At 63.1% G+C, this 14247-nt stretch carries 11 protein-coding genes and 1 pseudogene; 7 read left to right on the forward strand and 5 right to left on the reverse strand.

The genetic code is table 11. The annotated features are described in order from the left end of the window. Window positions 1-548, reverse strand: a pseudogene (locus BBIA_RS09645) (sugar ABC transporter permease); the annotation flags it as partial. Window positions 549-1201: 653 nt separating this feature from the next. Next, entirely contained in the window at window positions 1202-2836 is a 1635-nt protein-coding gene (locus BBIA_RS09650) for a type 2 periplasmic-binding domain-containing protein (protein ID WP_051923956.1), read from the reverse strand. Window positions 2837-3202: 366 nt separating this feature from the next. Between BBIA_RS09650 and BBIA_RS09655 the strand changes: the two genes are divergently transcribed. After that, a complete protein-coding gene (locus BBIA_RS09655) occupies window positions 3203-4366 on the forward strand; it encodes a LacI family DNA-binding transcriptional regulator (protein WP_033494442.1) in 1164 nt (387 codons plus the stop codon). Window positions 4367-4391: 25 nt separating this feature from the next. Here BBIA_RS09655 and nth read toward each other — a convergent pair whose 3' ends face one another. Both nth and BBIA_RS09665 read right to left on the reverse strand, forming a co-directional pair. Beyond that, window positions 4392-5057: an endonuclease III gene (gene nth / locus BBIA_RS09660; protein WP_033494443.1), complete on the reverse strand. Its 666-nt coding sequence runs from the start codon at window positions 5055-5057 to the stop codon at window positions 4392-4394. Window positions 5058-5063: 6 nt separating this feature from the next. Then, window positions 5064-5843 (reverse strand): winged helix-turn-helix transcriptional regulator, encoded by a 780-nt coding sequence (locus BBIA_RS09665; protein ID WP_033494444.1) that lies wholly within the window; start codon window positions 5841-5843, stop codon window positions 5064-5066. A gap of 427 nt (window positions 5844-6270) precedes the next feature. Here BBIA_RS09665 and BBIA_RS13460 point away from each other — a divergent pair, with 427 nt between their 5' ends. From BBIA_RS13460 to valS, 3 genes are read left to right on the forward strand one after another with little or no spacing between them, the layout of a single operon-like run. Further along, window positions 6271-7038, forward strand: a complete 768-nt coding sequence (locus BBIA_RS13460) for a hypothetical protein (RefSeq protein ID WP_152600576.1) — start codon at window positions 6271-6273, stop codon at window positions 7036-7038. 59 nt (window positions 7039-7097) lie between these two features. Beyond that, window positions 7098-8630, forward strand: a complete 1533-nt coding sequence (locus tag BBIA_RS09675; protein WP_033494445.1) for an ABC transporter substrate-binding protein — start codon at window positions 7098-7100, stop codon at window positions 8628-8630. A gap of 48 nt (window positions 8631-8678) precedes the next feature. Then, the gene (gene valS, locus BBIA_RS09680) at window positions 8679-11447 is read left to right on the forward strand and encodes a valine--tRNA ligase (RefSeq protein ID WP_033494446.1); all 2769 of its coding nucleotides are present in this window, start codon (window positions 8679-8681) and stop codon (window positions 11445-11447) included. A 475-nt stretch (window positions 11448-11922) separates the two neighbouring features. Here the strand turns inward: valS and BBIA_RS09685 are convergent, their stop codons facing one another. After that, window positions 11923-13074: an MFS transporter gene (locus tag BBIA_RS09685; protein ID WP_033494447.1), complete on the reverse strand. Its 1152-nt coding sequence runs from the start codon at window positions 13072-13074 to the stop codon at window positions 11923-11925. Between the two features lie 174 nt (window positions 13075-13248). Here BBIA_RS09685 and BBIA_RS09690 point away from each other — a divergent pair, with 174 nt between their 5' ends. From BBIA_RS09690 to BBIA_RS09695, 3 genes are all read left to right on the forward strand, one after another. Next, window positions 13249-13548 carry a hypothetical protein gene (locus tag BBIA_RS09690; protein ID WP_156103692.1) on the forward strand — a complete coding sequence of 100 codons (300 nt, stop codon included), beginning with the start codon at window positions 13249-13251 and terminating at the stop codon, window positions 13546-13548. Between the two features lie 29 nt (window positions 13549-13577). Further along, on the forward strand, window positions 13578-13712 hold the full coding sequence (locus BBIA_RS13895; protein ID WP_156103693.1) for a DUF2087 domain-containing protein: 135 nt from the start codon (window positions 13578-13580) through the stop codon (window positions 13710-13712). A gap of 79 nt (window positions 13713-13791) precedes the next feature. Next, window positions 13792-14244: a hypothetical protein gene (locus BBIA_RS09695; protein ID WP_162179170.1), complete on the forward strand. Its 453-nt coding sequence runs from the start codon at window positions 13792-13794 to the stop codon at window positions 14242-14244. The last annotated feature ends 3 nt before the right edge of the window (window positions 14245-14247 follow it).

The following is a 14247-nucleotide window of genomic DNA, read 5'->3' on the forward strand; positions in this document are numbered from 1 at the left end:
AACAAACTCGTCCCACCAAAGAAACGACCCAAGAGTCCCGTGTTCGGCGTGAGGAAAATGTTCAGCATGGCCACGATGACGACGGTCGAGATGAAGTGGGGCATGTACGTGATCGTCTGCACAAACCCCTTCACCTTCGTGCTATGAATCTGGTTAATCAGCAAAGCCAGCACGATCGGCGCGATAAAACCAAGCACCAGAGTACCAAGACTGATCTTGATCGTGTTGATCATGACCTTGCTAAACATCGGCGACGTGAAAAACTGGTTGAAATACTTCAACCCAACCCACTGACCACCCGTGAGTCCCTTAGAAGGCACAAAATCACGAAACGCCAACTGAATACCATACATCGGGATATACGCGAAGATGAACACAAACACCATCGCCGGCAACGCCATCACCCAATGCTGCCAATAATGCTGCACATGCCACACCAACTTCCTCGGCCACGGCAAAGCCTTAAACGCAGCAGTATTATCAATCACACCGGCTGACGAGACCGCTGCCGCAGCGGCAGTGCCCCGTTCCGATACATCCTTGTTCATGGGTGTTTCCTTTCCTACCTATTCCGCGCCTCCACGCGCGGGAACGTCCGAAGCCGCCAGCGACTTCGATTGGTTTACATATGATTATGCCACTAAATGGTAGCGTTGCCATAGCGTGTTGCCAAAATTGCCACTGAAAGACGAGAAAAAACGCCGCTACCCGTTGGTAATTAAGGGTTTACTCCATACAATGCAATCGGCATGTTTGCGTTGCGCATATCGCCGCTATACCAACGATAACAGGCATCGATTGGCAACGGCAGCCTCCCCACAGCCCCCCCCCCGCAGGGAAGGCCGCGGCAAGGTCACAGTAAACCCCGCAACACGCCGTCGCAGGCATCGGCTTTCGCCATGGACGCCTGCGTCTCGAAAAAAACTCGCGATCCGCGCATATCCCACGCCGTTCAAGCCGTCCCTCCTCCGCGGAGGAAAAATCAACGAACAGCCCGACCGACAGACAGCCGCACGAACGCGCGAACAGTATGCAAAAGGCGCGAAACCACAGGCACCAACCATGATTTCGCGCCGAAAAACGAGATCGCCGATCCGTGACCACGCCCATGCCCGAGGCAAATGCCGGCGGAGCATGCCCGGCGCGACCGTGGATCGGCGATCATCGGTCACCGTTCAGAGATGAGAAAAGACGGGGCCCGTTACTTGGTGGCCTTGTCGTATGCCTTCTGCCAGATGTCGATGTTCTGCTGCAGGTTGAGCGACTTGAGGTCGTTCTGCAGCGTGTTCCACGAGGCATCGTCGGCACCGGTCTGCGCCATCTTGGCGATGACCGGCAGCACGGTGGTGAAGATCGACGAGTTGTTGTTCGCAACCGTGGTCTGGTCATCCGGCGAGAGGCGCACGTAGATCGGCATGTAGTTCTTCACCGCGGAGTCGCCTTCGCCGAGGTTCGCGTACTGCTCGGCGTACGGCTTGTCGACGGCGGACACGGAGTCGGCGCCGCGGTCGCCCTTGACGGTCACGTCGTCCGGAATCCAGCCGGCGAGACGATCCTCAAGCGTCGGGGACTTGCCCTCGTCCTGGGCCTTGTGGAACGCGTCGGTGATCTCATAGGAATGGTCGCCGGTCTTCTTGAGGTACGTGTCGAAGGAGCCCCACAGCTGCTGCACGGAGTACTTCTCGGAGTAGAAGAGGTTGATGAGCTTCAGGCAGGCGTCCTTGTTGGCCGCATTCGCGCTCATGGACATGTGGTAGTCCTCGAACTCGTTGGCACCGGAGATGCCGGAGGCGTCCCACACGGTCTTGTCGGCGGACACACCATCGGCCGACGGCACCGGAATGGCCACGTACTGCTTGTACAGGTCGGAATCGTAGCCGCCGAACGCGGTCTGATCCCAGCCGAACACGACGCCGACCTGGGCGGTGTCGCCGCCGACCTGGTTGCGGGAATCGTACTTGTCGGTGGTCACCCAGTCCTTCGGCGCGAGGCCGGACTTGGTGAGCGAGGCGAGGTAGTTGAGCACCTGGCGGAATTCATCGGTCTGCATCACGTTGCCGACCTTGCCATCCTTGACGTAGATGCCCTGCTGGGACGGGCCGGAGTTGTAGTGCGTGGCGATGCCGGTGGAGTTGAGGAACAGGAACGGGCTCCACCAGCCGGCGAGCGTATCGGTCGGCAGCGCGCGCAGGTTGATCGGGATTTCGTCGGCCTTGCCGTTGCCGTTCGGGTCCTGCGTCTTGAACGCCTCGAGCACCTTGGTCAGTTCGGACCACGTGGTCGGGGCCTTGAGGCCGAGCTTGTCGAGCCAAGTCTTGTTGATGAGCATGTGCTGGCCGGAGGCGGCGAACGCCTTGCCACGGTCGGACGGCAGGACGCGGATCGCGCCGTCGGATTCGACGAACTTCTTGGCGGTGGGCTTGGCGTCGAAGAAGGCCTTGACGTTCGGCAGCTTGTCCATGTCCTTGCTCAGGTCCTCGAACGCGCCGGTGTTCTGCGCGGTGTCGTCCGGGTTGTAGGCGCGGATGTTGAGGTCGGCGATGTCGCCGGCGGCAAGGGACGCGTTCTTCTGCTGGCCCCACGCGGTGTCGAGCGTCGGCTTCCATTCGATCTGGACGCCGGCTTCCTTGGCGATGTCCTTGGCCCACTGCATCTCCTTGATGGAGATCTGGTTGGTGTTCTGCACCACCAGGATCGTGACGATCGGCTTGCCGTCGGACGTGGTCTTGTTCGATGCGGTGCTCTGACCGCATGCGGAGAGCGTGGTGAGCAGCATCGACGCCGCTCCGGCCGCGGCCACACCCGCGAGAACCTTCTTGGCTACACCCTTGTCCATTGGTATGTTCCTTTCCTGTTTCCGACTTCATCGACTCGGAATCCGCGAGTCTGACCGTTCATCGCTTCAAACTCGCAACGCTGCGATTCTAAGCCGAGGCAAGCGCGAAGTCAACCGGGAACCATTCGGCGTGTCTACGCAAACATCGTTGCAATTCCAACGTTTTAGCAACATTACGCATACAATCGCAACGTTTTTCATCATGCAGCGATTACCCAACAGCAACGCGCGCATTGCCCAACGCAACACCAAGCTGGCCACAGCGCCCACCCAAGAATCGCAACGATTCGACTCACGCGCATTCCCGCGCTACAGTAGTGATCATTGCAATCCCGAACGGAACCGACAACTGATGATGGTGATGTCATGCCCACTCTCAAGGACGTAGCGGCCAAGGCCGGCGTTTCCCTCAGCACAGCCGGCGCGGCGATGCGCGGCGAGGACATCGTCAAGCCAGCCACCAAGGAACGCGTGCTCGCCGCAGCCAAGGAACTCGGCTACTCCCCCAACCTGTCGGCACGCTTCCTCAAAAAGGGCCGCACCGGCGCGATCGCCGTCATGGTACCGAACATCATGCACCCCTACTACACGAACCTCGTCTACGCGGTCTGCCAGGAGGCCGACAAGCACGGACTGCGCACCATCATCCAGCAGACCGGATACACGTCCGCCAGCGAAACCGACGTGCTCGAGCAGATGGCCAGCTCCACGCTGTGCGACGGGCTCATCCTCAACGCCAGCAACGTCGACGACCGGCACCTGCGCACGCTGCTCGGCAACCATCCGGCCGTGCTGCTCAACTATATGGTCGACGAGCCGCTGTTCGACAACGTGCAGCCGGCGATCACGCGCGGCGTCGACCTCGCGTTCGGCTACCTGCAGGGCCGCGGCTACCGTCACGTCGCCGTGATCGGCGCACGCGCGTTCGATCCGGACGATCCGGACATCAGCCGGCAGAACGACGGCATACAGTACGCGATGAACGCGCTGATCGACAGCGGCATGGGATATCCCGACGATTTCGTCGACTGCAACTGGTCCGTGGGAGGCGGCAAGGACGCGGCCGAAGAACTGTGCCGGCCGATCGCGCAGGACAATGCCACGCACGATGACGTCGCGCACGATGACGTCGCGCACGACGGCAACGTTGCATACGTTGCATACGACGATAACGTGCACAGCGACGCCGATGGCGGAACCGACGCACGCTCCGGCGCAACCGACCGCGTACGCCGCGTCGACCGCTACGACGCGTTCTACTGCATGAACGATCTGATCGCGTACGGACTGATCCGCGGCCTGCACGAGCACGGCATCCGCGTGCCCGACGACAAGGCCGTGTTCGGCCATGACGGCGTGATCGACGACCCGTTCACGATCCCCTCGCTGTCCACCGTAGCCGTCGACTATGCGGACATGGCGCACAAGGCCGTCGACATGCTGCTCGAGCAGATCAATCATCCGGACGGCGCGCGCAAGCCGCGCACCACATACGCCGGCTGCCGACTCGTCATCGGAGAATCCGCCTGAGTTCCATACGTCACGCCACGATGCATCACGCAACGCCCGCGCTCGGACAGGTTCCGTTGAGCGGGCAGTTCGCGCAGTCGGGCTTGCGCGCGTGGCATACGGCCCGGCCGTGCAGGATCAGCCGGTGAGACAAATCGGTCCACTCGGACGGCGGGAAGCACGCGCAGATCTCCGCCTCGACCTTAACCGGATCAGACTTGGCGATCCGCCAGTCGCTGCGCCAATGCAGCCGTCCGGTCACGCGCATGACATGCGTGTCCACGGGGAATCCGGGAATGCCGAACGCGTTGCCGAGCACCACGTTCGCGGTTTTACGTCCCACGCCCGGCAACGAAGTCAGTTCGTCCATCGTGCGCGGCACCACGCCGTCGAAATCATGGTCGAGTCCGGCGGCCAATCCGAGCAGATGCGCGGCCTTGGACCGGTAGAAGCCGAGCGGGCGGATGATGTCCTCCACGTCCTCGGGACGGGCGGCCGCCAACGACGCCGCATCCGGATACGCGGCGAACAGCGCGGGAGTGACCGTATTCACGCGCTTGTCGGTGGTTTGCGCGCTGAGCACGGTCGCGACGATCAGCTGGAACGGATTGGTGAAATTGAGCGCGCACTTCGGCGCGGGAATCTCCTCGCACAGCAGCTCGTACTCGGCGCGCATGCGTTCGAGCCGCGCACGTTTCGATTCGCGGGGCATGACAGGTCAGTCGGCGTCGCCCGACACGGATGACGTCGACGGCGAAGCAGACGAGGACGGCGCGGACTGCCCCGGAGCGGCCGCCTCAGCGTCGCCTTCCGGCGGGTCGAAACGGTAGCCGACGTTGCGCACGGTACCGATCAAATGCTCGTATTCGCCGCCAAGCTTGGCGCGCAGGCGACGAATATGCACGTCGACCGTGCGCGTGCCGCCGTAGTAGTCGTAGCCCCACACTTCCTGCAGCAGCTGCGCGCGCGTGAACACGCGGCCGGGATGCTGCACGAGGTACTTGAGCAGTTCGAATTCCTTGTACGCGAGGTCGATCGGATGGCCGTGCAGGGAGGCGGTGTAGCCGTTCGTGTCCACCACGAGGTCGCCGGAGCGGATCTGACCATCGGCCGACACCGTGCCGGACTCGCCGCCGGCCGCGTTCGAACCCGCGCCGCCCAGCGGCGAATTGCCGCGTTCGGACACGAGCCGCAGACGGCCTTCGACTTCGGCCGGGGAGGCGGTGGAGACGACCACGTCGGCGATGCCCCACGTTGAGTTGACGACCGTGAAGCCGCCTTCGGTAAGAATCAGCACGATCGGCGTAGACAGGCCGGACGCATGGATGAGCCGGCACAGGGTCTTGGCCGAAGCAAGATCGTCGCGCGCGTCGATGAACAGGATCGTATTCTCGGGCATCTTCACCAGCGAGGCCGCGTCCATCGGCAACACGCGCACGCGGTGCGACAGCAGGGCGAGGGACGGCAATACCGTCGCCGGATCTGCGGCGAACGTCATCAGCGTAAGATCCGTCACTTCATCGCCCCCTAGTGTGTTCGCGTTCACGTAAACTTACCGGTCATCGTACCGGCTTGCACGTTGGTGCTTTATTCTACGCGCACATTATGGACACAATTTGCGCCGGTTTGGCTCAAGATCGGCTTCCGAAGGCCCCGATCCCGCGGGATCGCACGTCCAGTCACGGGCCGAAACGCAGCCGGACTTGGTCATGCGCGTCGATCCGGTTCCCACGCACGCTACGGGACACTGCAGGACGGCGCGGGACCCGCCTGCGCGATAGGATGGACGCGTTAGCAACGACAACAGCCCCGTGTCCGGCCTCGGCCGCGGCGACCGCCGTCAGCCGGCAACCGCCGGTCGCGACGTGCGGGCCGCGCGTCCAGCCTGCCGGAATACGCGCGGCGACGATGGCGGGGAGCGGAACATGGCAGAGCATCAGCAGGGCCGTAACGGCGCGGATTCGCGTTCGACTGAAACGACCGGCACGGTTCCAGCTGGCGCGCACGCGCCGTTCGTCGGACGGTACGCGGCCAGCTTCGCACTGCTGCCGCTGATAGTGATGCTGGTGCTGGCGTTCGTCGGTGCCGGCACAATCGGCATGATCGTCTGGACGGCTGCGCTGATGATCACGTTCCTGATCTGCTCGCCGTTGCGTGACGGCGTTCCAGGACGCGTGATCGCGGCGATCGCCGGCGCGGCGTCGCTCTGCTTCGCCGGCAACGCCGGACTGCTGTCGTGGGCCCTGTTCGGACTGTTCGGCGAACAGGCAACGGACGTGCCGACCGCGGCGCTCAACGAGTCCGCATGGTTCGCCGGCGTGGGCGGACTGCTCGTCGCGCTCATCGTCGTCTCGTTCATCCGGCAGATGTCGCGCGCCGAACGCTCGCACCTGATCCGCGGCCTGTCGCACAGCGTGCTCGACGGCGTGGCGATGATCGCCGCCCCCGGCTGGCTGTTCCTGCTCGACTACATGGCCCTGCCCGACACGGGCGCCTCGAATACGGCCATGTTCCTGTCCGCGATCGTCGTGATCGTGCTCATCCTGGCCCTTGCCCTCGCCTCGATCTGGTGGACCATCGAAGCCGATCCGGACGAGCACGCGCACGCCCCGTGGCTCGGCATCGTCGTACTGCCCGCACTGCTCGCCGGCCCGCTCATCCCGCTCGCAACCAGCATCGTCACGCTGCTGTGATCGACGGCACCAGCCGATCACATACCCCCGAATAGACGCCCCCGGTTACACTGGTCCCCATGCACAGGCAGAAGAAGACCGCACTCCGTTCGTGGCTCGTATTCGTGGCGACCACCGTCATCCTGTCCCTCATCGCATGGCTCGGCTGGTCATGGACGGAAGGCACCATCACCCTGCCCCGCGCCACCCCGTCCAACCTGAGCACGGCCAGCCTCACCGTTGGTCTCACCGACGCGCCGCAATCGCTCGACATCCGCACCGACACCGGCGACAACGTCGAACGCGCGTTGCTCGGCAACGTGTACGAAACGCTCGTCTCGCGCGACGACAACAACAAGATCGTCGCCGGCATCGCCAAAAGCTGGACCATCTCCGACGACGGCCTCACCTACGACTTCACGCTGCACCGCGGCATGACCTTCGCCAACGGACACAAACTCGACTCCGCCGACGTCGTCTGGTCCATGCAGCAGATCGTCAAAAACAAGTATCAGGGCGCGACCGCGCTCGCTGATCTCGCGTCCGTGGCCAATCCGAGCCCGACCAAGGTCACGCTCACGCTCGCCAAACCCGACCCGACGCTGCTCCGGGCGCTCGCGGGCCGCGCCGGTATCGTCTACGACAGCGAATGGAACGGCGACTACGCGACGCAGACGGCCGGTTCCGGCCCGCTCGAAGCCACCGCGTTCGACAAAGGCGCCTCGGTCACGCTCACCCGCAACGACCATTATTGGGGCGACTTGGCCGGCGTGCAGACCGTGACACTCAAGTATTACGCGAACGGCGACGCGCTGGCGAAAGCCGCACTCAACGGCGATATCAACACGGTCTTCACGTCCGACGCGAGTGCCGTCAAACAGCTCGACGGACAGTCGTCGTGGCAGGTCAAGTCCGGCACGTCGACGACCAAGGTGATGCTCGCGCTCAACAACGACACGAATTCGATCTTCTCCGACGCGCAGGCACGTCAGGTCGTCCGGTACGCGGTCGACGCGAAAACGATCGCCGCGTCCGCCTCCGATTCGGCGGGCGAGCTCGGCGGCCCGATCGGCCCGTTGGAGCCGGGGTACGAGGATCTGACCAACCTGTTCCCGTTCGATCAGGTCAAGGCCGCGCAAATGATCGCGTTCTTCGCGACCGGCGCCGCGTTCTTCGGCACCGTCGAGCTGGTGGTGCCGACCGAATACCAGTCTCTAGGCGAGACGGTCGCCGGCTACCTGCGTTCGGTCGGCATCGACACGAACGTGCAGGCGGCAGACGCGGCGACCGTTGCACAACGGGTCAAGGACGGGCAGTACACGATGGCGCTGCTGGCAAGCGACGCGGACGCGTCCGAATTCGGCACGTCGGACAACGTGTTCCGCTACACGAACGGCACCGTGCAAGACGCGTACAAAAGCGCGATGGCGGCGACGAACGACGCCGACTACCAGTCGCGCATGAAAACGTTCGCCAAGACGGTGAGCCAAGACGCGGCGGCCGACTGGCTGTACTCGCGCAAGACGTTCACCGCGGCGGCCAAGGGCATCGACGGGCTGCCGAAGAACATGACGGACGATTATCTGCCGCTCGCCAAGGCCACGGTCAAGTAGCCGGCAGGCTCCCTCCCCTTGTCACCTAAGCCGCATAAAATCGCGCGTATGACCGAAATCATCAACGCAAATCTGACCCCATTGCCCGACAAGGTGGGCGTGGACGGTCTCGAAGACAAGTGGCGTGCCGTCTGGGACGAGCAGGGCACCTACAAGTTCAACAACACGCGCGACCGCAAGGCCGTGTATTCGATCGACACCCCGCCGCCCACCGTTTCCGGCCATCTGCACGTCGGCCACGTGTTCTCCTACACGCACACCGACGTGATCGCGCGCTACAAGCGCATGCGCGGCTATGACGTGTTCTACCCGATGGGCTGGGACGACAACGGCCTGCCGACCGAACGCCGCGTGCAGAACTACTACGGCGTGCGCGTGGACACCTCCATGCCGTACGATCCGGATTTCGTGCCGCCGTTCGAGGGCACCGACGGCAAGAAGATCGACGCCAAGGATCAGGTGCCGATTTCCCGCCGCAACTTCATCGAGCTGTGCGAGAAGCTCACCGCGCAGGACGAGAAGCAATTCGAGGCGCTGTGGCGTTCCCTCGGCCTGTCGATCGACTGGTCGCAGACCTACCACACCATCGGCGAGCACCCGCAGCGCGTGGCGCAGAAGGCGTTCCTGCGCAACCTCGCCCGCGGCGAGGCGTACCAGAAGGACGCGCCGGGCCTGTGGGACGTGACGTTCCAGACCGCCGTGGCCCAGGCCGAGCTCGAGAGTCGCGAATACCCGGGCTTCTACCACAAGGTCGCGTTCCGTTTCGAAGACGGCACGCCGATCTATATCGAGACGACCCGCCCGGAGCTGCTCGCGGCCTGCACCTCGCTGATCGCGAACCCGGACGACGACCGCTACAAGCAGTACTTCGGCCAGTACGTGTACTCGCCGCTGTTCAAGGTTCGCGTGCCGATTCTGGCGCATCCGGCCGCCGAGATGGACAAGGGCGCCGGCATCGCGATGTGCTGCACCTTCGGTGACGTGACCGACGTGCAGTGGTGGCGCGACCTGAACCTGCCGACCCGTTCGATCATCCAGCGCAACGGCCGCATCGTCATGGATACGCCGGACTGGATCGAGGATCCGGCCGGTCGCGAGATCTTCGCCGAAACCGCCGGCAAGACCACGTTCTCCGCCCGCAAGATCATCGTCGACCACCTGCGCGAGTCCGGCGATCTGGACGGCGAGCCGACGCCGACCAAGCGTATGACGAACTTCTACGAGAAGGGCGACAAGCCGCTCGAGATCGTCACCTCCCGCCAGTGGTACCTCAAGAACGGCGGCACCGACGCGGCGCTGAACTCCGAGCTCATCGAGCGCGGCCGCGAACTCAACTTCCACCCGGACTTCATGCGCGTGCGCTACGAGAACTGGGTGCACGGCCTCAACGGCGACTGGCTGATCTCCCGCCAGCGCTTCTTCGGTGTGCCGTTCCCGCTGTGGTACCCGGTCAAGGCCGACGGCTCCGCCGACTACGATCACCCGATCACGCCGAGCGAGGACATCCTGCCGATCGACCCGACCATCGACGTGCCGGCCGGCTACACGGCCGAGCAGCGCGACGTGCCCGGCGGCTTCACCGCTGAGCAGGACATCATGGATACGTGGGCGACCTCGTCGCTCACCCCGCAGATCGTGACCCACTGGGAGGAGCAGGACGAGGCGTCCAAGGCGCTGTTCAAGGCCACGTTCCCGATGGATCTGCGCCCGCAGGGACAGGACATCATCCGCACCTGGCTGTTCTCCACCGTCGACCGCGCGCACCTCGAGAACAAGTGCCTGCCGTGGGCGAACGCGACCCTGTCCGGTTGGATTCTCGACCCGGACCACAAGAAGATGTCGAAGTCCAAGGGCAACGTCGTCGTGCCGGACAAGCCGATCAAGCAGTTCGGCGCCGACGCTGTGCGTTACTGGGCCGCCGCCGCGCGACTCGGCCTTGACGCCACGTACGACGAGGGCCAGATGAAGATCGGCCGCCGTCTCGCCATCAAGCTGCTCAACGCGACCAAGTTCGCGCTGGCGATCGGCCGCGAGGACGAGAACCATCACGTGGGCTCGCCGGCCGTCGCCGCGTGGAACCCGGCCGACGTGACCGAGCCGCTCGACCGCGCCGCCATGGCCAAGATGGCGCTCGTGGTGCGCCAGGCCACCGACGCGCTCGAATCCTACGAGCATTCCAAGGCGCTCGAGGTCATCGAGAACTACTTCTGGCAGTTCTGCGACGACTACATCGAGCTCGTCAAGAACCGTGCTTACGGCACCGCCGACGCGACCGGCCACGTGCCCTCCGAGGCTGCGACCAAGTCCGCCCGCACCGCGCTGGGTCTGGGCCTTGACGCGTTCGCGCGCCTGCTCGCCCCGTACCTGCCGTACGCCACCGAAGAGGTGTGGAGCTGGATGCACGAAGGCTCCGGTTCGGTGCACCGCGCCGCATGGCCGACCCCGGACGTGTACGAGGCCGCCGCATTCAAGGTGTCTCCGGAACTGCTCGCCCACGCCGGCGAAGCGCTGGCCGCGCTGCGCGGCATCAAGTCGAAGGCCAAGGTCTCGATGAAGACGCCGATCCTGTCGGTCAGCCTCGGCGTGGCCGACGACGTGCGCGAATCCCTCGAGGGCGCGATCAACGACATCGCCGAAGCCGGTCGCGTGGTCGGCCGCATCTCCTTCGTGCGCGCCGCCGCAGCCGCCAAGGCCGCCCATGAGGCGGTCGCCGCGGCCGTCGACGCCGCCGCTGCCGCCAAGGCCGAGGCGGACGCCGCCGTCGCCGTGATCGTCGAGGACAGCGAACTCGGCGAGCCGCCGGCAAAGAAGAAGTGAGTCTCCCTTCTTCCGTAGATCGGTAATCGGCAATCAGCCTTCACAGCAAACCGCATAACGTCAAGTGGCGGTCGGGAACTCTCCCGGCCGCCACTTGACGTATCTCCCCGCGTAATGCGGGGACGTGTCTTCTACATCATGCCCTCTGGTACATCATCCCTTGTTGTACCGTCTATGCCCACAACCATCCCGTCGATCAAGAATCAAAAACGGTCGTGGGCATAGACCGTACATTTACGTGTAGTGACAAGATCCAATGGCAAGGAAATCCGCCCGATTCCACCCATTCCCGGGCATAAGCGGTACATTATGCCGCGCCGATCGTGGGCATAGACCGGTCATTTGCACGATCGTGGGCATAGACCGACCACGAACAGGCCATTTTCGGCCTCTACATGTCCCGTCCATGCCCACGATCCGTCGATTACCGGCCCGGGCAGGCCGTTTCTCTGTCAGGTCTCTGTCAGGGGCCCGGTCAGGACCGGGATTTTCCGTTTATGAGGATGTACGCCATCGGGACGAAAAACACCGGAATAGTGCACATGGCGGCCAGTTGCAGGTGGGATTGGCCCAGCAATCCGACCAACGGCTGCAATATCGCAATACACAGCGTGGCCAGCAGGGACACGACCGACATCACCGATGCGCGCTCGTCAGGATTCACCCGTGCATACACTTTGCCGCAGAACGCGTTCATCGCCATGCCATGCGCACACACGCTTACAAAGAACGCGACGATCAGCAGCGCATCGTTGCCAGTCCAAGCCGTAATCGCAATGCACGTCGCGTCGGCCAACAGATATCCCGTCAAACGCGTCGGCGTGGACGCGAACCGTCTGCCCAATCGTCCGGCCAAGGCAGTGCCGCCATTCATCGCAATCAATCCAATCAACTGCAGCCACATCGTGTCGTAATCACTGCCGAGCAGCAACGGCCACAGCATGGCGATCGACATCGCGCCAACGTCCAACGCCACGACCATCCAGCATTCAGGCACACGGATGCCGGCTGTCACAGACCGCCACATGTCGTCGAACAGCGTGCGTAACGTCACCGAACCGTCGCCGCGCGAAACCGTCATGTCGGACATACGCAGCAGTGTGACGATCGCCAGCATATATGCCGCGCCGGCACCGACCCAGATCAGCGAAGGCGTGACGGCATACAACACCGCACCGACCGCGCCACCGGCGATCACGGACAAGCCAATAGCCTCGCCCAATTCGGCAAGCTTCGTTTCCGTACGACTGCTCGACCCGGTCTTCCGTTCTCGTTCTTCCTGTTCAGCGACGTACAGGGCGGACGCGGCGCCGGTTTCCGTGGACGAACCGAATCCGGTCAGTAATTCGCCGGCCACGACCATCCAAAAATTCGACGAATCGATCAGAAAACAAACGAATCCCACCAATCGCGCGGCCGCGCCAAGCACCATGATCTTCTTGCCCGACCATTTGTCGAACAATACCGACGTCGGCAGCTCGCAGATCACCGACATGACGTCGAACAATGAATTCGCGACGGCGATCAATGCCAGCGACAACCCGGCCTGCCGAAACGCGATCACGTAATACGCCAGGAAACAGCCCTGGCCAAAATACATCAATGTGTTGTATCGCTTAGCGAGCAAATCCCCCCCCCCATCAGATACCATATCAACTGCACACTTCGCGGGAGCGAAGACAGGCAAACGTTGTCACGGCGTCTGGACAGCAGGCACCGCAACACGGCTGCGGAGGAACAAACAAGGAGAACGACAATGACCGCATGCCCAGAAACACAGGACACACTGCGAGAATGCCGCATGCTGTTGAGCGTGCTGCGGACGCCGAAGCTGCGCGGCGATCTGGCGAAGGTGCTGGCCGGGGACCCGTCGGGCGTGGTCGGTCCGTTGAGGCAGCTGAGCTGGCTGTCGGACGACGCGGAGTTTTCCGTGGCGGGTCTGGTTGAAGCGCAGAATCAGCTCAAGCAGCTCATGTCCAATCAAGGCATTCTTCTCATGAACCGCATCCATTTGTTCCCGCAGTCAGATGCAGAACGTGAGGCAATGTTGCGCGCGATCAGCGAGCGCGTGTTCGAGAATCTGGCTCTCGCACATGGCTGACCGAAGCGGAGTTGACCGCACGCTTGTCGATGCTGGTCGACGACGCCGCGGAAATCCGCCGCTATTTGATCGATCGCGGTCTGATCCTCCGTGCCGAAGACGGTTCCCGTTATTGGCGCGGCGATCTCACCGCCGAAACCGCCTCAACCGTCACAACCGCATAACGGAGTCCCTACTACGCAAGACCCCGACACGGCGGTATGATTGACACGATTATTGGGGGTTGTGATGAGCAGTGCGAGCGTGGATATCAACGATCAAGTCGACGATCTGTCGGCAGACGAGGTCATCAACGACAAACCGCTGAAGCGCGCGGTGGGGATCGGCTTCGTGCTGCTGGCGATCTCGATGTTCATGCCCGGCAAGGGCGCGCCCGGCGTAGTCCGCGAGATCGTCATGACCGCCGGCGCTTGGACCGTGATCGTACCGCTGCTGTTCGTCGCATGGCACCAGCACAAGACCAAGCGCCACTTCGGATTCTTCTTCCACATGCTGTTCCCGATCATCGGCTCGCTGATGGTGGCCGCTCGCATCGTGCTCGTGCCGATGGGCATGTCCACGATTTTTCTGAACCTGTGGTCGATCGGTGGCACGTTCCTGATTTTCCCGCTTGTCCAGCAGCTCATCGAACTGGTTTCCGGCAGCGTCGACATGGAGACCGGCGGCCGCCAAATCCGCTTCGATCAGGACATCTGACCG

The sequence above is a fragment of the Bifidobacterium biavatii DSM 23969 genome (assembly GCF_000741165.1).
GTDB lineage: Bacteria > Actinomycetota > Actinomycetes > Actinomycetales > Bifidobacteriaceae > Bifidobacterium > Bifidobacterium biavatii.

Bases quoted from the DNA above. Each gene is read 5' to 3' on its own strand.
- BBIA_RS09650 (WP_051923956.1), bottom strand. From the start codon at position 2,836: ATGGACAAGGGTGTAGCCAAGAAGGTTCTCGCGGGTGTGGCCGCGGCC.
- BBIA_RS09655 (WP_033494442.1), top strand. From the start codon at position 3,203: ATGCCCACTCTCAAGGACGTAGCGGCCAAGGCCGGCGTTTCCCTCAGC.
- nth (WP_033494443.1), bottom strand. From the start codon at position 5,057: ATGCCCCGCGAATCGAAACGTGCGCGGCTCGAACGCATGCGCGCCGAG.
- BBIA_RS09665 (WP_033494444.1), bottom strand. From the start codon at position 5,843: ATGACGTTCGCCGCAGATCCGGCGACGGTATTGCCGTCCCTCGCCCTG.
- BBIA_RS13460 (WP_152600576.1), top strand. From the start codon at position 6,271: ATGGCAGAGCATCAGCAGGGCCGTAACGGCGCGGATTCGCGTTCGACT.
- BBIA_RS09675 (WP_033494445.1), top strand. From the start codon at position 7,098: ATGCACAGGCAGAAGAAGACCGCACTCCGTTCGTGGCTCGTATTCGTG.
- valS (WP_033494446.1), top strand. From the start codon at position 8,679: ATGACCGAAATCATCAACGCAAATCTGACCCCATTGCCCGACAAGGTG.
- BBIA_RS09690 (WP_156103692.1), top strand. From the start codon at position 13,249: ATGCTGTTGAGCGTGCTGCGGACGCCGAAGCTGCGCGGCGATCTGGCG.
- BBIA_RS13895 (WP_156103693.1), top strand. From the start codon at position 13,578: ATGCTGGTCGACGACGCCGCGGAAATCCGCCGCTATTTGATCGATCGC.